This is a genomic window from Pseudomonas sp. SIMBA_067 (assembly GCF_046534675.1).
In the GTDB taxonomy this organism is placed as follows: domain Bacteria; phylum Pseudomonadota; class Gammaproteobacteria; order Pseudomonadales; family Pseudomonadaceae; genus Aquipseudomonas; species Aquipseudomonas putida.
This window is the reverse complement of sequence record NZ_JAWRYH010000003.1, coordinates 246,613-269,829: the sequence shown is the minus strand read 5'-3', so window position 1 is coordinate 269,829 and position 23,217 is coordinate 246,613. Positions and strand designations below refer to the sequence as shown.

Genomic DNA, 23,217 nt, shown 5'->3' with positions numbered 1-23,217 from the left:
TGCTCGTTCGCATGCGGCCTCAGGGCTGCACGGGCGACTCATGGGGCCGCCCTCCATCCCTACGTGTGGAAGATCCTGCCGATATGTTTGCGCCTTTGTTAAAAAAACTTTTTGGAAGCAAGAACGAGCGTGAAGTGAAACGCATGCTCAAGACGGTGAGTATCGTCAATGCCTTCGAAGAGAAGATGGTGGCCCTCTCCGACGAGCAACTGCGGGGCAAGACCGCAGAGTTCAAGGAGCGTTTGGCCAAAGGCGAGACACTGGACCAATTGCTGCCTGAAGCCTTCGCCGTGGCCCGAGAGGCCGGCAAGCGCGTAATGGGCATGCGCCACTTCGATGTGCAGCTGATCGGTGGCATGACCCTGCACGAGGGTATGATCGCAGAAATGCGTACCGGTGAAGGCAAGACCTTGGTCGGTACCTTGGCCGTGTACCTCAACGCACTGTCCGGCAAGGGCGTGCACGTGGTCACCGTCAACGACTACCTGGCTCGCCGTGACGCCAACTGGATGCGCCCGCTGTACGAATTCCTCGGCCTGTCGGTAGGTATCGTTTCGGCCTTCCAGCCGCCGGAAGAAAAGCGCGCCGCCTATGCGTCCGACATTACCTACGGCACCAACAACGAATTCGGTTTCGACTACCTGCGCGACAACATGGCGTTCAGCCAGGAAGAGAAGTTCCAGCGTGAACTCAACTTCTCGGTAATCGACGAAGTCGACTCCATCCTCATCGATGAGGCGCGCACCCCGCTCATCATTTCCGGCCAGGCTGAAGACAGCTCCAAGCTGTACATCGAGATCAACCGCCTGATCCCGCGCCTGACCCAGCACATCGAAGAAGTCGAAGGCCAGGTCACCCAGGAAGGCCACTTCACCATCGACGAGAAGAGCCGCCAGGTCGAGCTCAACGAAGCCGGTCACCAGTTCATCGAAGAGATGCTCACCCAGGCCGGCCTGCTGGCCGAGGGCGAGAGCCTGTATTCCTCGCACAACCTGGGCCTGCTGACCCACGTTTACGCTGGCCTGCGCGCGCACAAGCTGTTCCACCGCAACGTCGAATACATCGTCCAGGACGGCCAGGTCCTGCTGATTGACGAGCACACCGGCCGTACCATGCCAGGCCGTCGCCTGTCCGAGGGCCTGCACCAGGCCATCGAGGCGAAAGAGAACCTGAATATCCAGGCCGAGAGCCAGACCCTGGCTTCGACCACCTTCCAGAACTACTTCCGCCTGTACACCAAGCTGTCCGGCATGACCGGGACCGCCGACACCGAAGCGTTCGAGTTCCAGTCCATCTACGGCCTCAACGTGATGGTGATCCCGCCGAACAAGCCGCTGGCACGTAAAGACTTCAACGACCTGGTGTACCTGACTGCCGACGAGAAATACGCCGCGATCATCGCCGACATCAAGGAAAGCATGACCCACGGCCGCCCGGTGCTGGTGGGTACTGCCACCATCGAAACCTCCGAGCACATGTCGAACCTGCTGCTCAAGGAAGGCATCGAGCACAAGGTACTGAACGCCAAGTACCACGAGAAGGAAGCCGAGATCATCGCGCAGGCCGGTGCGCCAGGCGCACTGACCATCGCCACCAACATGGCCGGTCGTGGTACCGACATCCTGTTGGGCGGTAACTGGGAGGCTGAAGTGGCCACCCTGGAAAACCCGACACCCGAGCAGATCGCCCAGATCAAGTCGGACTGGCAGAAACGTCACCAGCAAGTGATCGAGTCGGGCGGCTTGCACGTGATCGCTTCCGAGCGCCACGAATCGCGCCGTATCGACAATCAGCTGCGTGGCCGTTCGGGCCGTCAGGGTGACCCGGGTTCCAGCCGCTTCTACCTGTCGCTGGAAGACAGCCTGATGCGCATCTTTGCCTCTGACCGGGTGAAGAACTTCATGAAGGCACTGGGCATGCAGTCGGGCGAGGCCATCGAACACCGCATGGTCACCAACGCCATCGAGAAGGCCCAGCGCAAGGTCGAAGGCCGTAACTTCGACATCCGTAAGCAATTGCTCGAATACGACGACGTGGCCAACGAGCAGCGCAAGGTGATCTACCACATGCGCAACAGCCTGCTGGCCGCCGAGAACATCGGCGACACCATCGCAGAATTCCGCCAGGAAGTACTGGACGCTACCATCAGCCAGCACATCCCGCCGCAGTCGCTGCCCGAGCAGTGGGATGTGGTCGGCCTGGAAGCTGCGTTGGCCAGCGATTTCGCCATTAAGCTGCCGATCCAGCAGTGGCTCGACGAGGACGATCACCTCTACGAGGAGACCCTGCGCGAGAAGCTGCTGAACGAGATCACCACCGCCTACACCGAGAAGGAAGACCAGGCCGGTATCGACGCCCTGCGTACCTTCGAGAAGCAGATTCTGCTGCGCGTGCTGGACGACCTGTGGAAAGACCACCTGTCGACCATGGACCACCTGCGTCACGGTATTCACCTGCGTGGCTATGCGCAGAAGAACCCGAAGCAGGAGTACAAGCGCGAGTCGTTCAGCCTGTTCCAGGAGCTTCTCGAGTCGATCAAGCGCGACACCATCCGCGTGCTGTCGCACGTTCAGGTTCGCCGCGAAGATCCGATCGAAGAAGAAGCCCGCCTGCGCCGCGAGGCCGAGGAACTGGCCAGCCGCATGCAGTTCCAGCATGCCCCTGCCCCGGGTCTGGAAAGCGAGCAACTGAGCGAGGAGGGCGCCGAAGCGGCGGTCGTCGCAGCGCCAGTGCGCAACGACCAGAAGCTGGGCCGCAACGAGCCGTGCTGGTGCGGTTCGGGCAAGAAGTTCAAGCATTGCCACGGGCAGATCGAGTGATCTGATTCATTTGCTGTAACGTCACAAACCGGGGGCCGCTTTGCGGCCCATTCGCGGCACAAGGCCGCTCCTACAGGGACCGCGCCCGACCCAATGGTTGCGATGCCCCTGTAGGAGCGGCCTTGTGCCGCGAATGGGGCGCGAAGCGGCCCCGCTCTTCCATCATCACTTCACCGTTTTTCTAGGAGCGCTCTAATGGCTGTTGGTCTTGGTCCTTTGCCTACCCTGCACCCGGTTCCGGGTTTTGAACTCGGCATCGCTTCTGCCGGCATCAAGCGCCCGGGGCGCAAGGATGTGGTGGTCATGCGCTGTGCCGAAGGCTCCAGCGTGGCTGGCGTGTTCACCCTCAACGCCTTCTGCGCAGCGCCGGTGATCCTGTCCAAGCAGCGTGTACAGGGCACCGTGCGCTACCTGCTGACCAACACCGGTAACGCCAACGCAGGCACCGGCGCGCCAGGCCTGGCCGCCGCCGAACGTACCTGCGCCAAGCTGGCCGAGCTGGCTGGCGTGCCGGCCGAGTCTGTACTGCCGTTCTCTACCGGCGTGATCGGCGAGCCACTGCCGGTCGAGAAGATCGAAGGTGCACTGCAGGCCGCCCTCGACAACCTGTCGGAAAACCACTGGGCTGAAGCTGCCACCGGCATCATGACCACCGACACCCTGCCCAAGGGTGCCAGCCGTCAGTTCCAGCATGATGGCGTGACTGTTACCGTCACTGGCATCAGCAAGGGTGCAGGCATGATCCGCCCGAACATGGCCACCATGCTCGGCTACATCGCTACCGACGCCAAGGTTGCCCCGGCAGTGCTCAAGGACCTGATGCTGGACGGCGCCAACAAGTCGTTCAACCGCATCACCATCGACGGCGACACCTCGACCAACGACTGCTGCATGTTGATTGCAACTGGCAAGGCCAACCTGCCGGAAGTGACCGAAGCCAGCGGCGCGCTGTTCGAAGCCCTGAAAAAGGCCGTGTTCGAAGTGTGCATGGAGGTGGCCCAGGCCATCGTCCGTGACGGCGAAGGCGCGACCAAGTTCGTGACCGTGCAGGTCAACGGTGGTGGCAACCACCAGGAATGTCTGGACGTCGGCTATGCCGTGGCCCACTCGCCACTGATCAAGACCGCACTGTTCGCCTCCGACCCGAACTGGGGCCGCATTCTGGCCGCCGTTGGCCGCGCTGGCGTGCCGGAGCTGGATGTCAGCCTGATCGACGTGTACCTGGACAGCGTATGCATCGCCAGCAAAGGCGGCCGCAACCCGAGCTACACCGAAGCGCAGGGTTCGGCAGTGATGGCCCAGGAAGAGATCACCATCCGCATCGAGCTGGGCCGTGGCCAGTGCAGCGAAACCATCTGGACCACCGATCTGTCCCACGAGTACGTGAAGATCAACGCCGAGTACCGTACCTGATCGAAAATGGGGCTGCAAAGCAGCCCCAGCATTCCAAACCGATGGAGCCGAACAATGAGCTATCACCTGATCATCGGCGACAAGCTGTATTCCTCCTGGTCGCTGCGTGGCGCCCTGGCCCTCGAGCTGGCTGGCGTGCCCTACGAAGAAACCCTGATCAAGCTGAACCAGCCTGATACCCGCCAGCGCATCCTCGCTTTTTCCTCCACCGGCAAGGTGCCGCTGCTCAAGAGCGAGCACGGTGTGATCGCCGATTCCCTGGCCATCGCCGAATACCTCAACGAACAGCACCCCGAGGCCCAGCTGTGGCCTGTCGACGCAGCCGCCCGCGCCCAGGCCCGTTCGGCTTGCGCGCAGATGCACAGCGGTTTCTTCGCCCTGCGCGGTGCCATGCCGTTCGACCTGTCGCGTGACCAGGCCCTGGACAATATGCCGCTGGACGTGCAGGTCGACATCGACCGTATCGTCGCGCTGTGGTCCGAATGCCGCGTGGTGGCCAACGACAGCGGCCCGTTCCTGTTCGGCAAGCCGAGCCTGGCCGATGCCTTCTTCGCCCCGGTGGCCGTGCGCCTGCGCACCTACCGCGTGGAGGTGCCGGCAGAGGCGGCAGCCTACATCGAAACCATTTATCAGTGGCCAGCCTTCCAGGCGTGGCAGCAGGCCGGCCTGGCGGAGCGTGAAGGGTGAAACGGATACATGTTGTAGCGGCGGTCATTCGCGGTACTTATGGCCGCATTCTTATTGCACGCAGGGCCGATACCCAGCACCAGGGCGGCCTGTGGGAGTTTCCCGGTGGCAAGGTGGAAGAGGGTGAAGGCGTGGAAGCGGCGCTGGCCCGTGAGCTACGCGAGGAGCTGGGCATCGAGGTGACCCGCTCGCGTGCGCTGATCAAGGTCAGCCATGACTACCCGGATAAACAGGTGCTGCTGGACGTGCGCGAAGTCGAAGCGTTCACGGGCGAGCCTCATGGCGCAGAAGGGCAGCCGCTGGAGTGGGTGTCGCCACGGGACCTGGCGCAATACGAGTTCCCCGAGGCCAACAAGCCGATCGTGGCTGCCGCGCGTCTGCCGGACCAATACCTGATTACCCCGGATGGCCTGGAAGTGCCACAGATGCTCAAGGGCATCCAGAAGGCGGTGGCCAATGGTACTCGCCTGATCCAGTTGCGGGCGCCGGACATGTACGACCCCAAGTACCGTGATGTGGCGGTGGATGCCGTGGGGTTGTGTGGGGGCAAGGCGCAACTGATGCTAAAGGGGCCGCTGGAATGGCTGGGTGATTTCCCGTCGGCCGGTTGGCACCTGACGGCAGCGCAGTTGCGCAAGTACGCTGCCAAGGGCCGGCCGTTCCCCAAGGAGCGCTGGCTGGCGGCGTCCTGCCACAGCGCCGAGGAGCTGGCGCTTGCTGAACAGATGGGCGTGGACTTTGTCACTTTGTCGCCGTTGCAGGCGACTCAGACTCACCCAGAGGCGGTGCCGTTGGGATGGGATGAGGCGCAGCGGTTGATTGCCGGGTTCAACAAGCCGGTTTACCTGCTGGGTGGGGTAGGGCCGGGTGAGCGCGAGCATGCCTGGGAAGCCGGTGCACAGGGTGTAGCCGGTATCCGGGCGTTCTGGCCCGAGGCCTGAGTAAGGGGGCTGCAAAGCAGCCCCGGTAATATCAGCCCTCAGGCTTTGGCGCAGGCTGCCACAAAACCTCAGCCACCCCCTGGCGCCGCCCGATGATCCGCGCCGCCACGAACAGTAGATCGGAAAGCCGGTTGATATACGCCAAGCCAACGCCTTCCAGTGGCTCCACGGCATTCAACTGCTGGCACCGCCGCTCCGCACTGCGCGCCAGGCTGCGGCACACATGCGCCTGCGCCACCAGCGCCGAACCACTGGGCAAGATGAAGTTCTTCAACGGCCCCAGCTCTTCGTTCCACACATCGATGGCCGCCTCCAGGCGCTCCACCTCTGCCAGGGTCAACGCCTGGTAGCTCGGCATCGCCAGCTCACCCCCCAGGTCGAACAAGCGGTGCTGACACGGCACCAGCACGGTGCTCACCTCGTCCAGGCCTTGCTCGTCCAGGCCCGCCAGCAGTAGGCCTAACTGGCTGTTCAGGCTGTCCACCTCGCCAATCGCCTCGATCCGTGGGTGGTCCTTGGGCACCCGGCGTCCGTCGCCCAGGCCGGTTTCGCCCTTGTCGCCGGTGCGTGTGTAGATCTTCGACAGGCGATAGCCCATGTCACTTCTCCGTGTTGGCCGGCGTCGCCGGCTGGACGAGGGGCAGGCGCAGGGTAAAGCAGGTGCCCTGGCCGGGCGTGGACTGCACTTCCATCTGCCCCTTGTGGTTGTTGGTGATGATGAAATACGAAACCGACAGGCCCAGGCCAGTGCCCTGGCCGATTTCCTTGGTGGTGAAGAACGGCTCGAAGGTGCGTTTGCGCACGGCCTCGGGCATGCCGACGCCGTTGTCCTCAACCTGGATTTCCGCCCATGGCGGGTTTAGCCGGGTGCGCAGGGTAATGCGCCCGGGCTCGCAGGGCTGTGGCCGCACGTGGATGGCCTGCGCCGCGTTTTTCAGCAGGTTGAGCAGTACCTGTTCCAGTTCGTTGGCCGTGCAGGGCACGGGCCCCAGTTCAGGGTCGAACTGGCGCACGATGGCCTGGCCCTTGAAGTCGAAGCCGATGGTCAGGTCAAAGTCATTGCCGGCAATGTCCACCGCCTGGTCGATCAGTGCCGGCAGGTCGCACGGCGCCAGCTGGCGGTTGCTGCGGCGGCTGAAGCTGAGCATGTGGGTGACGATCTTCGCTGCCCTGGCGCCTGCCTGCTGAATGCCATCGAGCAGTTGTGGCACCTCGCGGCTTTCCAGGTAGCGGTTGACCGTGGCCAGGTCGATGTCCAGTTCTTCGGCCTGCTCCTGGTTGCGCGGCAACTCGGGCGACAGGCGCCGGCGAATGTTCTGCACGTTGTGCAGGATGGCGCCCAGCGGGTTGTTGATCTCGTGGGCCATGCCTGCTGCCAGGCCACCGACCGAGAGCATCTTCTCGGATTGCACCATCATCTCTTCCAGCGACAGGCGCTGGGTAATGTCGTCGATGCGGATGACCACCCCGCGCCCACCGCCGCCGGTCAGCGGGTAGAAGGTCAGGGCGTAGTGGCGCAGGTCATCGCCCTTGGCCCAGGTGACCCGCTCGATCTTCGCTACCCGGTGCTTTTCCACGGTTTCCTTCAACTGCGGCAAAAACGGCTTGAGCGGCTCGAAGGCGATGAACACCGGCTGGTTCAGCGCTTCGTCCAGTGGCGTACCGGAAAGCACCGTGGCTTCGTGGTTCCACTGGGTCACGTAAAGCTGTTCGTCGAGGGCGATCAGCGCCGAGGGCATCGAGTCGATGATGCTGTTGAGGTAGTTCTGGAAGCCTGTGAGTTTTTTCTCGATCTTGCTGCGCACCTGCACTTCCAGCTCAAGCTTGCGGTTGGTATGGCGGGTTTCCTCGGCCAGGCCCTGGGCCTGGTCGTAGGCGCTCTGGAATTCGTCCCGCGCGCGTTTCAGCTGCTGCTCGCGGCCTTCGATGCGCGAGAGCATGGTGTTGAAGGCTTCGGCCAGGCTGCCGATTTCGTCGTCGTTGCCGCGCTTGGCGCGCAGGGCATAGCTCTCTTCGCGGGTAACCTGGCGGCTGAGCTCTTCAAGCTGGTTGATCGGTTGGGTGATCAGGCGCTTTATCTGCCGGGCGACCACAATCCACAGCAGGATGCTGAACACCAGGATGCCCATGCTGGCGCTTAGGGTGCCGGTGTAGAACGCCGTGGGCAGCTCGCTGCTGGCCACCAGCAGCATGTGCGCCGGCGGGTTGGCGTCGCGCGGTATGCGGATCAGCTGGGTGCTGCGAAACTCCATCAGGCGCCAGCCGTCGATGTTGCGAAAACGCTTGGGCAGGGCCAGCGGCTCGCCATGCTGCAACTGCGCCAGCATACGCCCATCGCCGCCGTAGACGGCGGCGGCGCGTAGTGGCGTGTAGCTGTCCAGTTCCTTGAGCAGGGCGCTGGCGGTTTCCGGGGTGTCGCCGGCGCGGGCGGCAAGCTGCGGGTTGGCTACCAGCCGGCCGATGGTCTGCAGTGCCTGGGGGGCCATGCTTTCCTGGGTGATCCAGTAGGCGGCGCTGATGAAGGTGAGGTTGGCCACCAGCAGGATGGTCACCAGCAATACCAGCAGGGCCGCCAGCAGCTTCTGCCCGACCGGGAGGTTTTCCAGGCGTTGGCGCAAGGTCATGGGCTAGGCAATGTCCGTATCCGGTTGAAAGGGCCGCGTCAGTCGCAGGGCAAGCCACGCGTGCGCAAGTTATCGACCAGGCGCTGTTGCAAGCGTTCCAGCAGTGGCAATTGCAGGCCATGGCGCCCGGCCGCTCGGCAGGCATGGCCGAGCAGGTAGTGCACCTCGGTGCGTCGGCCCGCGCGGACGTCCTGGTACATGGAAGAGTAGTTGGCCGCGGTGGCAAGGATCACCCGCTGTACTTCTTCGCTCAGCTCATCTGCCGCTTCCGGCTGGCCGCAGCGCCGCAGCAACTGGACCAGTTCGGCGCACAGCGCATCGACTTCTCCCAGGTGCCCCAGCAGGCCGCCGTTCTGGCATTCGTGCAGCACGGTCAGCGGGTTGATGGCGCAGTTGAGGGCCAGCTTGCGCCATAGGCGGGTGAGGATGTCCACCGTCCATTCGGCAGGGATACCGGCTTCGTGCAGGTCATCGAACCAGGCGGGCATTGCAGGGTTGCGTGGGTCGCCCAGCCAGTTGAAACCGTGGCCGGCAAAGCGCACCTGCCACTCCCCCTCGCGAAAGGCACCTTCGGTGCTGGAAGCGAAGATGCAGCGTGCGTGGGGTACCAGGTCGGCCACTTCGTCCTGGCTGCCCAGGCCGTTCTGCAGCAACAGCACTTCGGCACCCTCGGCCAGCCGCGGTGCCACACCGGCAATGGCCTGCGCCGCGTCGTAGGCCTTGCAGGCCACCAGCAGGCGGTGGATGGGGCCCTGCGCCTGGGCGGTTTCGGCGGGGATGGCGTAGTGGCGGGGCTGGTCCTGTTCGACCAGGGTCAGGCCGCCGGACTGCTGATAGGCGTGCAGGCGTTGCCCGTCACGCAGGATCAGGCGCACGGCCTTACCCGCGCGCGCCAGGCGGCAGGCCCACAGGCTACCGAGGCTGCCGGCGCCGAGAATATGCCAGGTGCTGCTCATATGCGTTTCGCAACCCGTTATAATGAGCCCGCATTTTAACCGTCTAACTCAGCGTGCTCCATCTTCAGACCGAGCGCGCTTTATTTTTTGGAGAACAACCATGCCTTCGTTCGACGTGGTATCGGAACTGGACAAGCACGAAGTGCAGAACGCCGTTGATAACGCCATCAAGGAACTTGATCGCCGTTACGACCTGAAAGGCAAGGGCACCTTCGAGTTCAAGGAAAAAGATCAGACCGTTCTGCTGACCGCCGAGGAAGAGTTCCAGCTCGAAGCGATGCTGGAAATCCTGCGCCTTGCACTGGTCAAGCGCAAGATCGACGTGAAATGCCTGGAAACCCAGGACCCGTACCCATCCGGCAAGGAAAAGAAGCAGGAAGCCAAGTTCCGCGAAGGCATCGACAAGGACCTGGCGAAAAAGATCGTTGCCACCATCAAGGATGGCAAGCTGAAAGTACAGGCCGCCATCCAGGGCGAGCAGGTGCGTGTAACTGGCAAGAAGCGTGACGACTTGCAGGAAGCCATTGCTCTGCTGCGCACCAAGGAATTCGACATGCCGCTGCAGTTCAACAACTTCCGCGACTAATGCAGGTGCTGCCCGGAACCCCGATGGCGTAATGATGTCCATGGGGGCCGGGACTGTGTAAATGCGCGCAGCCTGTTCTACCGTGTACTTGCCGCTCGGCATCAGGAGATGAATATGGATTTGAACGCTGAAGTCGATCAGCTCGTCCGCCAATCCCAGACCTGGATCCCGTTGATCATGGAGTACGGCAGCCGCGTGCTGCTGGCGCTGCTGACCCTGGCGGTCGGCTGGTGGATCATCAACAAGGTCAGCGCCCGCCTCGGCAAGCTGGTTGGCCTGCGCAACGCCGACCTGGCGCTGCAGGGCTTCATCAGCACCCTTGCGAACATCGTGCTGAAGGTGCTGCTGATGGTCAGCGTGGCGTCGATGATCGGCATCGAGACCACCTCGTTCGTTGCCGCCATCGGTGCCGCTGGTCTGGCCATCGGCCTGGCCTTGCAGGGCAGCCTGGCGAACTTCGCCGGCGGTGTGCTGATTCTGATGTTCCGCCCGTTCCGTATCGGTGACTGGATCGAGGCGCAGGGCGTTGCCGGCACCGTCGACAGCATCCAGATCTTCCACACCGTGCTGCGTACCGGTGACAACAAGACTGTGATCATGCCTAACGGCAGCCTGTCCAACGGCATCATCACCAACACCAACCGCCAGCCGACGCGCAAGGTGGTGTTCGATGTGGGTGTGGACTACGAGGCCGACTTGCAAAAGGCCCGCAACGTGCTGCTGGAGCTGGCCAAGGATCCGCGTGTCCTGCCCGACCCGGCACCGCAGGCTGTAGTGGCGACGCTGGGCGACAGCTCGATTACCGTCTCGCTGCGCTTGTGGACCAAGACGTCCGATTACTGGGACGTGATGTTCATGCTCAACGAGCATGCGCGTGACCGGTTGAAGGCCGAAGGGATCGACATTCCGTTTCCACAGCGGGTGATCCGTGTGGTGCAAGAGACTGCAGCGCAGTAATACCGCTTTGTCATCGACCGGGGCCGCTTCGCGCCCCTTCGCGGGCTTGCCCGCTCCCACAGAGATTCCGCAATCCGTGTGGGAGCGGGCAAGCCCGCGAAGGGGCGCGAAGCGGCCCCAGTTTTTACACTTGTTCACAGCAATTGCTCGGCTTTTCTGGCATATACCCTGGCCCCACCTGCCACACCCGATATGCCATCATGAAACCACTGCTGTACATCACCCCGCTGCGCGCTTTGCTGTTCGGCCTGACCCTGGCCCTGTTCGAACTGCTCACCTACCTGGCCAGCGACGCGGTCATGCCCGCCATGCCGGTGGTGGTGAGCGACCTGAACGCCAGCCCCGAATACATTCCCCATGCCCTCAACCTGTACCTGCTGGGGGGCGTGGTACTGCAATGGTTGATCGGCCCGCTGGCCGACCGGTATGGCCGGCGCCCGCTCCTGCTGGTTGGCTGCGCATTCTTCGGCCTGGCCTGCCTGGCCAGCTTCTGGGTCCACGACATTGGCCTGTTCAACCTGCTGCGCCTGCTGCAGGGCATCGGCCTGGGCTTTGTGGTCACAGTCAGCTATCCCGCCCTGAACGAAGCTTTCAGCGAGGCTGACGCCGTGCGCATGATGGCTTTGCTGGCCAATATCGCCTTGCTGTCACCCCTGCTCGGGCCGCTAGTGGGCACCTTGCTGCTGCAGTGGCTGGACTGGCGCTGGCTGTTCGTGGCCTTTGCAATCGGCTCAGTGCTGGTCTGGGGGCTGTTGTACCGCCTGATGCCGGAAACCCTCGGTGTGGAACGCCGTGACGGCTCGCGCCTGGCGTTTACGCCGATTCACCTGCTGCCACTGCTGGCTGGCTATGGTCAGTTGCTGGCCAACCGCCGTTTTGTCGCGGGCAGCGCTGCCTTGGGCCTGGTCGGTTTGCCGCTGATTGGCTGGATCGGCCTGTCGCCGGTGCTGCTCATTCACGATGAGGGGCTGAGCACGATGGCTTACGCCTTGTGGCAGCTGCCGGTATTTGGCGGGCTGATCCTCGGTAACCTGATCATCAACCGCATCGCCGATCGCTACCCGCTGCCTGCCCTGGTGCGGGGCGCGCTGTGGCCCTACCTGGCCGGCCTGTGCCTGATGGTGCTGGCGACCTGGTACTGGCCGAGCGTTACCAGTGTGGTGGCGGGCATGTCGCTGTACGCGCTGGGGCTGGGTGTGGCCAACGCGGTGCTGTACCGCATGACGCTGTTCTCCAGCGAGCAGAGCAAAGGCCTGGTCTCGGCCATGCTGGGGATGATCACCATTGCCTTGCTGGGGTTGGGCGGAGCGGTGCTGGCGATGATCGGCGCCGGGGCCAGCTTGCTGCACTTTGCCCTGGCGGCGGGTGTGGCGGGGGCATTGGCGTTGTGGCCGCTGTGGTTTGTGGTAGGTGGGCGGCCTGATGAGGGGGCTGTCGCGCAGTAATGTTTGATTGCCTGTCCCGGCCTCTTCGCAGCGCAAGGCTGCTCCTACAAGCACGTCACAGGTTTTGAACGCTGTGGTGTACTTGTAGGAGCAGCCTTGCGCTGCGAAGAGGCCGGTACAGGCTATAGAAGCCTTTCAGGGCCGCTCGGCCGCTGAACTGTCCTCTGCCACCGGCGTACCCCGACCAGCCTCCTGACGCCACTGCAGGGCGATCAGGATCAGCGTAGGCACGCCCAGCAATGCGGTGATCAGGAAGAAGTCGTGGTAGCCGAATTTCTCCACCATAACCCCTGAATACCCGCCGATAAGCCGCGGCAGCAGCAGCATGATCGAGCTGAGCAGCGCGTACTGCGTCGCCGAGAACTTCAGGTTGGTCAGGCTCGACAGGTAGGCCACAAAGGCCGACGTGGCCATGCCCGAGCTGAAGTTGTCCAGCGAGATGGTCACCACCAGCATTTCCAGGTTCGGCCCCATGTCGGCCAGCATCAGGAACAGGATGTTGGTACCGGCCGAGGCGACACCGCCGATGAACAGGATCGGCATGATGCCGAAGCGCACGATCAGCAGGCCGCCGACCCCGGCGCCGACCAGGGTCATGATCAGGCCGAAGATCTTGCTGACACTGGCGATCTGGTCCTTGGTGAAGCCCATGTCGATGTAGAACACGTTGGCCATAACGCCCATCACGGTGTCCGACATGCGATACGTGGCGATCAGGCCAAGCAGCAACAGGGCCTGCCAGCGGTAGCGGGTGATGAAGTCGTTGACCGGGGTCAGCACCGGGGCCAGGCCGCGACGGCCCAGGCTGGACAGGCACGCCCAGCTCAGCAGCACATAAAGGATCAGGCGCAGGAAGGCGCGATCTTCCAGCAGCAGGTCGAGCGGCGTGGCATCACCGGAAATGACGCTGGACCAGCCGGTATTGAACATCTGGGTGAAGCTGGCCGGTACCGACACCAAGAGGATGATCAGCACGAACACCGACGCCAACTGGTGCACCAGGCCGTAGCGCGCTGCCGACAACTGCGTGCGCATGGGCACTGGCGGCTCGCGCATCACCAGCGTGGTGAACAGGGCGGGGAGCATCATCACCCCGAACATGACATAAGTGCCGGCCCAGGCTTTGTGCAGGTAGCTGAAACCGGTGGAGCCGAACCACTCGGCAAAGAACAGCGCGCCGGCCGTGGCGAGCAACGCTGCCACCCGGTAGCCGGCCATGTAGCTGGCGGCGAGCGCGGCCTGGCGTTGGTCGTCGGCGATTTCCAGGCGATAGGCGTCGACGGCGATATCCTGGGTGGCGGAGGCGAACGCTACCAGCACCGCCATGGCGATCAACCACGACAGGTGCTGTTGCGGGTCGCACAGGCTCATGCCAACCAGCCCGACCACCACCAGCGCTTGCGACAGCAGCAACCACGACCGCCGTCGGCCCAGGCCGCCGAGCAGTGGCAGGCGCCATTGGTCGAGCAGCGGCGACCACACCCACTTGAAGGCGTAAGCCAGGCCAATCAGGCTGGCGTAACCAATGGTCTCACGGGCAACGCCAGCTTCGCGCAACCACACGGACAGGGTCGAGAACACCAGCATGTAGGGCAGGCCGGCGGCGAAACCAAGCAGCAAAAGTACCAAGGTTGACGGGCTGGCATAGGCAGCAAGCGCAGCGCGCCAGGTTTTACGGGGCATGGGCCAACATCTGCCTCAAGTTTGCGAAAACAAAGCGCGCACTCTAACCGCTGTGCTCCATTGGGCGCCAGCCATGGCGCGTCATATCCACACGATTGTTGGTTACATTCACACCCTCCGCGCGTAAACGCGCCCGTTGTTCATCCCCTGACGGCGTCCCTGATGCCAGGCTCAACCGCCCACCTGCGCCAAGCACCCGGTGCCAGGGCAGCCGGGTATCTGCCGGCAACTGACCAAGCGTGCGGCCAACCCAGCGTGCCGCGCGGCCCAGTCCCGCCTGCTCGGCCAGCTGGCCGTAGCTCACCACCTTGCCGGGCGGCACTTGGCCGAGTACCGAATACAGCACCGTTCGTCGGCCCTCGGCGCTGTCCAGGGCGTGCTCGTATCCATCAGACATCACGCCCCCCTTGGGCTGTAGATGAAACTGGACCGATGGTCCGGCAAATGAGAGTTGAACTCAACGCCTTATGCCCGGTCTGTCCTTGCTCTGGTCGTCGGTATCTGGATAATGCCCGGCTTTTTTGTCAAAACGAACCCGTAGTCCGCCTATGTATTCTAGATCCTTGTTGTGCCTGCTAGCTGCCTCCTTGTGCGCCTCCCCGGTGTTGGCCGATACCGTGTGGATGAAGAACGGTGACCGGCTCAGCGGCAAGATCAAAGTCTTCGACGGCGGTAAGCTGCTGCTGGAAACCCCCTATGGCGGTTCCATCGCGCTGGACTGGAAAGAGGTCCAGACCCTGGAAAGCGACCAGGAGATGCTGGTCAAGCAAGACGCCTACACCGGTGAAAAAGCCAAGTCGCTGAAAGCCGCCGAGCCTGGCAAGGTAACGCTGGCCAATGGCGAAGCGCCCAAGACCGTGGAACTGGCCAGCATCGAGCAGATCATGAAGCCCAAGCCGCTGGTCGAGGACTTCGTGTGGAAAGGCAACGTCGATGTGGCGCTGGACTACAAGCGTGCCGAGAACGACACCGACGATTACGACGTAGGGTTCAAGACCACCGCTCGCCATGGCCGCTGGCGGCACAATGCCGAAGGTGAATACAACCGCGAGACCAAGGACGACGTCACCACCACCGACAACTGGAGCGCCGAGTACGCCCTGGACCGCTTCATCACCGAGAAGTGGTTCTGGCAGGGGCGTGCGGAATACAAGCGTGACCGCATCGAAGACTTGGCCCGCCAGCGCACCGTCGGTACCGGCCCGGGTTACCAGTTCTGGGACGATGAGCTGGGGGCGTTCTCGCTGGGCTCGCTGATCAACCGTACCGACTTCGAATACCAGGATGGCGGCAAGGACAACTTCTATTCCGCGGCGGTGAAGTGGGACTACACCCGCTACCTGATCGGCAAGAACGTGCAGCTGTTCACCAATGGCGAGTTCGCCAAGCCGCTGGGCGGCGTAGCCGACTACTCGCTGGATGCCGAGGTTGGCCTGCGTTACAAGGTCACCGAGTGGGCCTCGCTCAACCTCAAGGCCGAGAAGGACATCATTACCGGCACGCGTGAAAGTGACCTGGACAAGACCCGCTACACCGCAGGGTTCGGCGTTACCTGGTAGATCGCCGGGGGCGCCTTGCGCCCCTTTCGCCGGCAAGCCAGCTCCCACAGGCACCGAACAGGCTTGGCCATTTCGCGGTCATTATGGGAGCTGGCTTGCCGGCGAAAGGGCAGCGCAGCAGCCCCATTGGCAGTGGGCCTGATAATGCTATCTTGTGCCCATCCAGTCTGCCGCCAGGAGCCGCCCTCAAGTGAGTACCAACGCCATCCGCCCAGCCCGGGAATTGCTGCTCAAGGAATACCGCGGCGTGCTCTCGACCCATTCCAAGTCGATGCCCGGCTACCCGTTCGGCTCGGTCGTGCCGTATTGCCTCGATGCCAACGGCAACCCGCTGATCCTCATCAGCCGTATCGCCCAGCACACCCACAACCTGCAGAAAGACCCCAAGTGTTCGCTGCTGGTGGGTGAGCGCGAGGCTGAGGATGTGCAGGCCGTAGGGCGCCTGACCGTGATGGCCGAAGCGCACAAGCTGGTCGACGAGGCTGCTGTCGAAGCGGCTGCCGAGCGCTACTACCGCTATTTCCCGGACGCCGCCAACTACCACAAGGCCCACGACTTCGACTTCTGGGTGCTGCAGCCAGTGCGTCACCGCTACATTGGTGGCTTTGGCGCGATCCACTGGCTCGATCAGGTGACCTTGGCCAACCCGTTCGCCGGCAAGGCCGAGGCGAGCATGGTCGAGCATATGAACAGCGATCACGCCAACGCTATTGCTCATTACGTCGAACTGACCGACTTGCCACGGCATGCACCGGCGCAGATGGCTGGGGTAGACAGCGAAGGCATGCACCTTCGCATTGGTCAGGCCGTGCACTGGCTGCCTTTTCCGGCCACTTGCAACACGCCGACACAAGTCCGGGAAGCCTTGGTTTTGCTGGCTCGGGCCGACCAATGGCCGCTTGCGACGCAAGTCGAGGGTTGAAATCCGGAGCGCCGGCATCCATTTGAGGTCTTATTGGAAGGTTATCTTCCGTCGAGGAACCCTTGATGCGTGCTTTTCTACTGCTGTTTCTGGTTTTTCCTGTGCTGGAGCTTTTCGTCTTCGTCAAGGTCAGCGCGGCAATCGGTTTCTTCCCGGCTCTGCTGCTGATCATCGCTGGCTCCGCCCTGGGTGTGCTGGTGATGCGGGTGGCCGGCCTGGCCACCGCACTGCGCGCCCGTGAAAGCCTGCAGCGCGGCGAGTTGCCCGCCGAGGACATGTTCCAGGGCATGATGCTGGCCGTCGGTGGCGGCCTGCTGCTGCTGCCAGGCTTCATCAGCGACGTGCTGGGCCTGCTGTGCCTGCTGCCGTTCACCCGCCGCCTGGCCGCGCGCAAGATGCGCGAGCGTGCCGAGGCGCAGGCCATGCGCCAGCGTGCGTTTCAGGATGACCCGTTCCAGGCGCAGCCGCGTGAGGGGGGCCACCGTCCAAACGTGATCGAAGGCGAGTATGAGCGCCGCGACAAGTAAAACCTCCGGGGCCGCGCAAGCGGCCCCGATCTTTTCAGCCGGATCAAAAATTTTGTATATCAAGCCTTGTAATTGAATCTGGCGGCCTCATGTATGTGGTCACCGCAAGGTTTCTGGTGGCAACGCCAGACATTACACAAGTGGTTCGCCCATCGCGGGCCACTTCCCGGCAACGCCGGACAGCATCAACCCGCCGGTGTCGATACCGGCCGATGAAAACCACAATTTGGGAGAGATCGACAATGAAGCTTCGTCCTCTGCATGACCGCGTAGTCATCCGTCGCAGCGAAGAAGAATCGAAAACCGCTGGCGGTATCGTCCTGCCGGGTTCGGCCGCTGAAAAACCAAACCGCGGCGAAGTTGTTGCCGTCGGCACCGGTCGCATCCTGGACAACGGCGAAGTTCGCGCGCTGGCCGTGAAAGTGGGTGACAAAGTGGTATTCGGCCCTTACTCGGGCAGCAACACCGTGAAAGTCGATGGCGAAGACCTGCTGGTCATGGCCGAGAACGAAATCCTCGCCGTTGTCGAAGGCTGATTTCCCCGACTTCCCGTTACTCCAAAGAATTCCAAGGATTAAACGATCATGGCTGCTAAAGACGTAAAATTTGGCGATTCCGCTCGTAAGAAAATGCTGGTTGGCGTCAACGTTCTGGCTGACGCGGTAAAAGCGACCCTGGGCCCGAAAGGCCGTAACGTGGTACTGGCCAAGAGCTTCGGCGCGCCAACCATCACCAAGGACGGCGTTTCCGTCGCCAAAGAAATCGAGCTGAAAGACGCCTTCGAAAACATGGGCGCCCAGCTGGTCAAGGAAGTTGCTTCCAAGGCCAACGACGCTGCCGGTGACGGCACCACCACCGCTACCGTTCTGGCTCAGGCCATCGTCAACGAAGGCCTGAAAGCCGTCGCTGCCGGCATGAACCCGATGGACCTGAAGCGCGGCATCGACAAGGCTACCGCCGCCGTTGTTGCCGAGCTGAAGAACCTGTCCAAGCCATGCGCCGACTCCAAGGCCATCGCCCAGGTAGGCACCATCTCCGCCAACTCTGACGACTCCATCGGCAACATCATTGCCGAAGCCATGGAAAAAGTCGGTAAAGAAGGCGTGATCACCGTTGAAGAAGGCTCGGGCCTGGATAACGAACTGTCCGTCGTAGAAGGCATGCAGTTCGACCGTGGCTACCTGTCGCCGTACTTCGTCAACAAGCCGGACACCATGGTTGCCGAGCTGGAAGGCCCGCTGCTGCTGCTGGTCGACAAGAAAATCTCCAACATCCGTGAGCTGCTGCCAGTTCTGGAAGCCGTTGCCAAGGCCGGCCGCCCACTGCTGATCGTTGCCGAAGACGTTGAAGGTGAAGCGCTGGCTACCCTGGTAGTCAACAACATGCGCGGCATCGTCAAGGTTGCAGCTGTCAAGGCACCAGGCTTCGGCGACCGCCGCAAGGCCATGCTGCAGGACATCGCTGTCCTGACCGGCGGCCAGGTCATCTCCGAAGAAATCGGCCTGTCCCTGGAAACCGCTACCCTGGAGCACCTGGGTAACGCCAAGCGCGTCATCCTGTCCAAGGAAAACACCACCATCATCGACGGCGCTGGCGTTGAAGATGACATCCAGGCTCGCGTCAAGCAGATCCGTGCCCAGATCGAAGAGACTTCCTCGGACTACGACCGTGAGAAGCTGCAAGAGCGTCTGGCCAAGCTGGCTGGCGGTGTTGCCGTGATCAAGGTCGGTGCCGGCACCGAAGTTGAAATGAAAGAGAAGAAAGCCCGCGTTGAAGACGCCCTGCACGCTACCCGTGCAGCCGTTGAAGAAGGCGTGGTGCCTGGCGGTGGTGTTGCACTGGTTCGCGCCCTGAACGCGATCGTTGACCTGAAAGGCGACAACGAAGACCAGAACGTCGGTATCGCCCTGCTGCGTCGCGCTGTTGAAGCGCCGCTGCGCCAGATCACTGCCAACGCCGGCGACGAGCCAAGCGTTGTCGCTGACAAGGTCAAGCAAGGTTCGGGTAACTTCGGTTACAACGCTGCTACCGGCGAATACGGCGACATGATCGAGATGGGCATCCTGGACCCAGCCAAGGTCACCCGTTCGGCCCTGCAAGCTGCTGCTTCGATTGGCGGTCTGATGATCACCACCGAAGCCATGATTGCTGACGCTCCGAGCGAAGCCCCAGCTGGCGGCGGCATGCCAGACATGGGCGGCATGGGTGGCATGGGCGGCATGATGTAAGCCAGCCTTACCCCCTGCACCATAAAACAGCCCCGGTTCGTGAGAACCGGGGCTGTTTTGTTTTCTGGGAGGGCCTGTTCGCAGCACAAGGCTGCTCCTACAGGTATCGCGTACAGTCCGGCACCGACGCGTACCCTTGTAGGAGCAGCCTTGTGCTGCGAATGGGCCGCAAAGCGGCCCCTCTGTCAGGCGACGCTACGCTCGACAGCTGGCGCTTCCACCACGCCCCGCCGATACAGAACCAGGTAATACGACCCCAACCCGATCAACCAGCAGAACACCGCCGTCCACACATTGTGCGACAGGAAGTGCGCCCCCTGCATCATCCTGCCCACCGACAGCACCGACCCGGCGACAAACGCCACCACCAGCGCCACCCGCGCCAACCGTGGCTTGCGATCACGCAGCATGAAGAACAGGCCGAACAGGCAGAACCCGGTCGCTGCATGCCCACCCGGCCAGCACAGCCCTGGCTTGTCGGTGGCTGGCCGCGGCTCCAGCAACTTGCTGTAGGTTTCGGTGCCGCCAAACTGGGTCAGGCTCCATGGGCACTGCACCTGGGTGACTTTTTTCAGCGGCGTGACAAACGCCGTGGACAGGCCCAGTGCCAGCACCAGGCAGCCCAGCTCGCGGCGCCAGCCGAACAGGCGCTTCCAGAAGAAACTGGCGGCAAACGCCAGCAGCGACAACACCCCGAGCAAGATCACCACCTGCTTGACCCGGTCGTGCAGGATGTTTTCCAGCAGGTAGCTGTGGCGGCCAATGAACTGTCCGGCAGCGGGGTCGAAGAACAGGTTGGCCACATCCATGTCGACCGAAGTCAGCTCCAGCAGGATCAAGGCCAGCGCGGTCGCCAAGGGTATGCCCAGGTACAGCCAGTGGTTGATCGGGCGAGGGCGGGTTCGTTGCGGCATGACGGCTCCAGGGCACGAAAAAGATCGGGCATTGTCGGCTGCCCGCTATCCTGTGTCCGTGAAGGATCAGTGAAAAAACCGTCAAGTGCGGTGAATTTTTCCGGGGGCTGGCACCGTGCAGGTATAGGCCTTAAGCTGCGCCTGCCGCGCACCACAGCGAGAAGCGCCGCACAGGAGAAACCGATGCGCATTCTTTTGGTTGAAGACAACCGCGATATCCTGGCCAACCTGGCCGATTACCTGGGCATGAAGGGCTACACCGTTGACTGCGCCCAGGATGGCTTGTCCGGCCTGCACCTGGCTGCCACCGAACACTACGACCTGATCGTGTTGGACATCATGCTGCCCGGCATCGATGGCTACACCCTGTGCAAGCGCCTGCGTGAAGACGCCCGCCGCGACACGCCGGTGATCATGCTTACCGCCCGCGACCAGTTGGACGACCGTCTGCAAGGTTTCCGCTCCGGGGCCGACGACTACCTGCTCAAGCCGTTCGCGCTGTCGGAGCTTGCGGCGCGCATCGAAGCGGTGCTGCGCCGTGCCCAAGGCGGCGGGCGCCGTACGCTGCAGGTGTCCGACCTCAGCTACGACCTCGACACCCTGGAGGTTACCCGCCAGGGGCGCCTGCTCAAGCTCAACCCTGTCGGCCTCAAGCTGCTGGCAGTGTTGATGCAGAAAAGCCCGCACGTGCTGCGCCGCGAAGTGCTGGAGGAAGCCTTGTGGGGCGACGACTGCCCTGACAGCGACAGCCTGCGCAGCCATGTGCACCAGCTGCGTCAGGTGATCGACAAACCGTTTGAAAAACCGTTGCTGCATACCGTCCATGGCGTCGGCTATCGCCTCGCCGAGGGCCGCGATGGAGTTTAAGCAAAGCCTTGCCCAGCGCATCATCATCGCCTTTGCCTTGATGAGCGCGCTGGTGGCCGGGGCGTTCGCCTTCGGAATCGTTGCCACTGTGCACCTGGTCGAAGAACGGTTGATTTCCTCGGTATTGGGCGGTGACCTGCAGCGCCTGCTGCGCATGGACAGCGTCAGCGACTGGAGCCACCGGCCACGCCCCGATCAGCTGTTCTACTTCAGCGGCGGGCGTGACGACTTCGAGCTGCCCAAGGATCTGCGCCACCTCGACCGGGGCTTCCACGAGGTGTTTCGCGACCAGCTCTCGTACCACGCCATGGTCGAGATCGTCGATGGCCGCCGGTATGTACTGCTGCAGGACCAGAGCGACTTCGAAGAGCGCGAGCGCGTGCTGTTCGCGGTGGTGGTGGTGGGCTTCGTGCTCAGCCTGGTGCTGGCCGTCATCCTCGGCTGGCTGGTGGCGCGCCGGGTGATGGCGCCGGTGATCCGCCTGGCCCGCCAGGTGCGTCACCGCGACCAGCTGCTGGGCCTGGCCCCGCCGCTGGCACCGGACTATGCCGCAGACGAAGTCGGCCAGTTGGCAGTGGCCTTCGACGATACCCTGGGTCGCCTGCGCGACGCGCTGACCCGCGAACGGCTGTTCACCAGTGACGTCAGCCATGAGCTGCGCACGCCGTTGATGGTGCTGGCAACGTCCTGCGAACTGCTTATGGAAAACCCCAACCTCGACACCCGCGCGCGCAGCCAGGTGGAGCGCGTGGCGCGGGCCACGGAAGAGATGCGCGAGCTGGTCAAGACCTTCCTGATGCTGGCGCGGGCGCAGCGTGATGAGGGCGCGGTGGCCTCGCAGGCGACCCTTCGCGAAGTGGCCGACGAACTGATCGGCGTGTGGCGCGACACCATTGAGCAAAAGGGCCTGACCCTGTACTTCGATGGCCGCGTCAGCGCGAGCCCGGTGCTGTACAACGCCACTTTCCTGCAGTCGGTGATGGGCAACCTGCTGCGCAATGCTGCGCACTACACCGACAGCGGCTATATCCGCCTGAGCCTGGAAGCCAACGGCTTCAGTGTGGAGGACAGCGGTGTGGGCATCCCCGAGGAGCAGCGCGAAGCCATGTTCAAGCCATTTGTACGCGGCGACGAGCGGCGCGGCGAGGGCCTGGGGCTGGGGCTTTCGCTGGTGCAGCGGATCTGTGATGACCAGGGCTGGCGCGTTACCCTCACGTCTACCTTGCCGCATGGTTGCCGCTTCCAGGTCGACCTGAGCAATACCGCTGCCAAAGGCGACGGCATGGCCGAGTAATGGTTTGTAACAGGTCAATTGGCGCGCAACATTTTTTTCACATTGGCATGACCTGATTCCGACGCTTGCTTACCTAAGGTGAGCGGCACTGGAGTCAGGAGATGCCCAATGCGTAGCCCCATCAAGCTTGAATTTTCCGAGAAGTACGACAAAGACCATGCGCGTGAGTACTTTCTCAAGCACCAGGACGGCCTGGCGCGACGCCTTTCCCACAAGCGAGATGAGCAACTGGCGCGTCGCGCCCTGGCATTGGCTGGCGAACCTGGCCTGGTACTGGACCTGCCGTGCGGTGCTGGCCGTTTCTGGCCGCTGCTAGCGGAAAAAACCAATCGGGTAATCATCGGCGCCGACAACTCCGAGGCGATGATCGAGACAGCGTGCGCCGCCCAACCGCCAGAAGTGGTGGCACGGGTACGCCCTTTGCAGACTTCTGCGTTTGCCATTGACCTGCCGGACAACTCGGTGGACAGCATTTTCTGTATGCGACTGTTCCACCACATTGGCGAATCCGCCCACAGAAAGACCATTCTTTCGGAATTTCAGCGGGTTAGCCGTGATAGTGTGATTCTGTCCCTGTGGGTGGATGGCAACTTCAAGGCCTGGCGCCGAAAAAAACTCGAAGAGCGTCGCAGTGCCAAGGCTGACCAGGACAATTACCAGAACCGTTTTGTGTTACCGGCCGAAACGGTCGAAGAAGAATTCAGGGCCGCAGGCTTCAGAATCCAGGAACGCCTCGACTTCCTGCCGTTCTATGCCATGTGGCGGGTTTACGTATTGCGTAAGGGGTAGTGTTTG

At 62.7% G+C, this 23,217-nt stretch carries 21 protein-coding genes; 15 read left to right on the top strand and 6 right to left on the bottom strand.

What is annotated here, in order from left to right; translation table 11 throughout:
- Nucleotides 1-83 precede the first annotated feature (83 nt).
- The 4 genes from secA (at nucleotide 84) to SB765_RS09640 (ending at nucleotide 5,860) form a co-directional block, all read left to right on the top strand.
- Complete coding sequence (secA, locus tag SB765_RS09655) at nucleotides 84-2,819, top strand: preprotein translocase subunit SecA (RefSeq protein WP_341796710.1); 2,736 nt, start codon at nucleotides 84-86, stop codon at nucleotides 2,817-2,819.
- A 195-nt stretch (nucleotides 2,820-3,014) separates the two neighbouring features.
- Nucleotides 3,015-4,232: a bifunctional glutamate N-acetyltransferase/amino-acid acetyltransferase ArgJ gene (gene argJ / locus SB765_RS09650; protein WP_132842384.1), complete on the top strand. Its 1,218-nt coding sequence runs from the start codon at nucleotides 3,015-3,017 to the stop codon at nucleotides 4,230-4,232.
- 54 nt (nucleotides 4,233-4,286) lie between these two features.
- Entirely contained in the window at nucleotides 4,287-4,919 is a 633-nt protein-coding gene (locus SB765_RS09645) for a glutathione S-transferase family protein (RefSeq protein WP_410931242.1), read from the top strand.
- A complete protein-coding gene (locus tag SB765_RS09640) occupies nucleotides 4,916-5,860 on the top strand; it encodes a Nudix family hydrolase (RefSeq protein ID WP_410931241.1) in 945 nt (314 codons plus the stop codon). Before SB765_RS09645 ends, SB765_RS09640 begins: the two co-directional genes overlap by 4 nt.
- A gap of 31 nt (nucleotides 5,861-5,891) precedes the next feature.
- Here SB765_RS09640 and SB765_RS09635 read toward each other — a convergent pair whose 3' ends face one another.
- The 3 genes from SB765_RS09635 to SB765_RS09625 are packed head-to-tail and all read right to left on the bottom strand — an operon-like array spanning nucleotide 5,892 to nucleotide 9,440.
- Nucleotides 5,892-6,458 (bottom strand): cob(I)yrinic acid a,c-diamide adenosyltransferase, encoded by a 567-nt coding sequence (locus SB765_RS09635; RefSeq protein ID WP_016498060.1) that lies wholly within the window; start codon nucleotides 6,456-6,458, stop codon nucleotides 5,892-5,894.
- 1 nt (nucleotide 6,459) lies between these two features.
- Nucleotides 6,460-8,484, bottom strand: coding sequence for an ATP-binding protein (locus SB765_RS09630; protein ID WP_341796707.1), 2,025 nt, complete (start codon nucleotides 8,482-8,484; stop codon nucleotides 6,460-6,462).
- 38 nt (nucleotides 8,485-8,522) lie between these two features.
- Nucleotides 8,523-9,440, bottom strand: a complete 918-nt coding sequence (locus SB765_RS09625) for a putative 2-dehydropantoate 2-reductase (RefSeq protein ID WP_410931240.1) — start codon at nucleotides 9,438-9,440, stop codon at nucleotides 8,523-8,525.
- A 100-nt stretch (nucleotides 9,441-9,540) separates the two neighbouring features.
- On the opposite strand from SB765_RS09625, the gene SB765_RS09620 reads away from it, so the two are divergent.
- The 3 genes from SB765_RS09620 (at nucleotide 9,541) to SB765_RS09610 (ending at nucleotide 12,428) form a co-directional block, all read left to right on the top strand.
- Nucleotides 9,541-10,026, top strand: coding sequence for a YajQ family cyclic di-GMP-binding protein (locus SB765_RS09620; RefSeq protein ID WP_016498063.1), 486 nt, complete (start codon nucleotides 9,541-9,543; stop codon nucleotides 10,024-10,026).
- 114 nt (nucleotides 10,027-10,140) lie between these two features.
- A complete protein-coding gene (locus SB765_RS09615) occupies nucleotides 10,141-10,983 on the top strand; it encodes a mechanosensitive ion channel family protein (RefSeq protein WP_016498064.1) in 843 nt (280 codons plus the stop codon).
- 200 nt (nucleotides 10,984-11,183) lie between these two features.
- Nucleotides 11,184-12,428 carry an MFS transporter gene (locus tag SB765_RS09610; protein WP_341796705.1) on the top strand — a complete coding sequence of 415 codons (1,245 nt, stop codon included), beginning with the start codon at nucleotides 11,184-11,186 and terminating at the stop codon, nucleotides 12,426-12,428.
- Between the two features lie 135 nt (nucleotides 12,429-12,563).
- On the opposite strand, the gene SB765_RS09605 is transcribed toward SB765_RS09610, so the two are convergent.
- Together SB765_RS09605 and SB765_RS09600 are read right to left on the bottom strand one after the other, a co-directional pair.
- Nucleotides 12,564-14,111: an AmpG family muropeptide MFS transporter gene (locus tag SB765_RS09605; protein WP_016498066.1), complete on the bottom strand. Its 1,548-nt coding sequence runs from the start codon at nucleotides 14,109-14,111 to the stop codon at nucleotides 12,564-12,566.
- 43 nt (nucleotides 14,112-14,154) lie between these two features.
- On the bottom strand, nucleotides 14,155-14,508 hold the full coding sequence (locus SB765_RS09600) for an MGMT family protein (protein WP_016498067.1): 354 nt from the start codon (nucleotides 14,506-14,508) through the stop codon (nucleotides 14,155-14,157).
- A gap of 151 nt (nucleotides 14,509-14,659) precedes the next feature.
- On the opposite strand from SB765_RS09600, the gene SB765_RS09595 reads away from it, so the two are divergent.
- From SB765_RS09595 to groL, 5 genes are all read left to right on the top strand, one after another.
- Nucleotides 14,660-15,670: a DUF481 domain-containing protein gene (locus SB765_RS09595; RefSeq protein ID WP_041167566.1), complete on the top strand. Its 1,011-nt coding sequence runs from the start codon at nucleotides 14,660-14,662 to the stop codon at nucleotides 15,668-15,670.
- 190 nt (nucleotides 15,671-15,860) lie between these two features.
- Nucleotides 15,861-16,592, top strand: a complete 732-nt coding sequence (locus SB765_RS09590) for a HugZ family protein (protein WP_410931239.1) — start codon at nucleotides 15,861-15,863, stop codon at nucleotides 16,590-16,592.
- Between the two features lie 65 nt (nucleotides 16,593-16,657).
- Complete coding sequence (locus SB765_RS09585; protein ID WP_341796704.1) at nucleotides 16,658-17,119, top strand: FxsA family protein; 462 nt, start codon at nucleotides 16,658-16,660, stop codon at nucleotides 17,117-17,119.
- A 242-nt stretch (nucleotides 17,120-17,361) separates the two neighbouring features.
- The gene (locus tag SB765_RS09580) at nucleotides 17,362-17,655 is read left to right on the top strand and encodes a co-chaperone GroES (RefSeq protein WP_016488938.1); all 294 of its coding nucleotides are present in this window, start codon (nucleotides 17,362-17,364) and stop codon (nucleotides 17,653-17,655) included.
- Between the two features lie 48 nt (nucleotides 17,656-17,703).
- A complete protein-coding gene (gene groL, locus SB765_RS09575; RefSeq protein WP_016498071.1) occupies nucleotides 17,704-19,347 on the top strand; it encodes a chaperonin GroEL in 1,644 nt (547 codons plus the stop codon).
- A gap of 185 nt (nucleotides 19,348-19,532) precedes the next feature.
- On the opposite strand, the gene SB765_RS09570 is transcribed toward groL, so the two are convergent.
- Nucleotides 19,533-20,261: a phosphatase PAP2 family protein gene (locus SB765_RS09570; RefSeq protein WP_341796703.1), complete on the bottom strand. Its 729-nt coding sequence runs from the start codon at nucleotides 20,259-20,261 to the stop codon at nucleotides 19,533-19,535.
- Between the two features lie 183 nt (nucleotides 20,262-20,444).
- Between SB765_RS09570 and colR the strand changes: the two genes are divergently transcribed.
- From colR to SB765_RS09555, 3 genes are all read left to right on the top strand, one after another.
- Nucleotides 20,445-21,128: a two-component system response regulator ColR gene (gene colR, locus SB765_RS09565; RefSeq protein WP_016488935.1), complete on the top strand. Its 684-nt coding sequence runs from the start codon at nucleotides 20,445-20,447 to the stop codon at nucleotides 21,126-21,128.
- A complete protein-coding gene (locus tag SB765_RS09560) occupies nucleotides 21,118-22,422 on the top strand; it encodes a sensor histidine kinase (protein WP_084966573.1) in 1,305 nt (434 codons plus the stop codon). The genes colR and SB765_RS09560 overlap by 11 nt, the downstream gene beginning before the upstream one ends.
- Before the next feature lie 108 nt (nucleotides 22,423-22,530).
- A complete protein-coding gene (locus tag SB765_RS09555; protein WP_410931238.1) occupies nucleotides 22,531-23,211 on the top strand; it encodes a class I SAM-dependent methyltransferase in 681 nt (226 codons plus the stop codon).
- Nucleotides 23,212-23,217 lie beyond the last annotated feature (6 nt).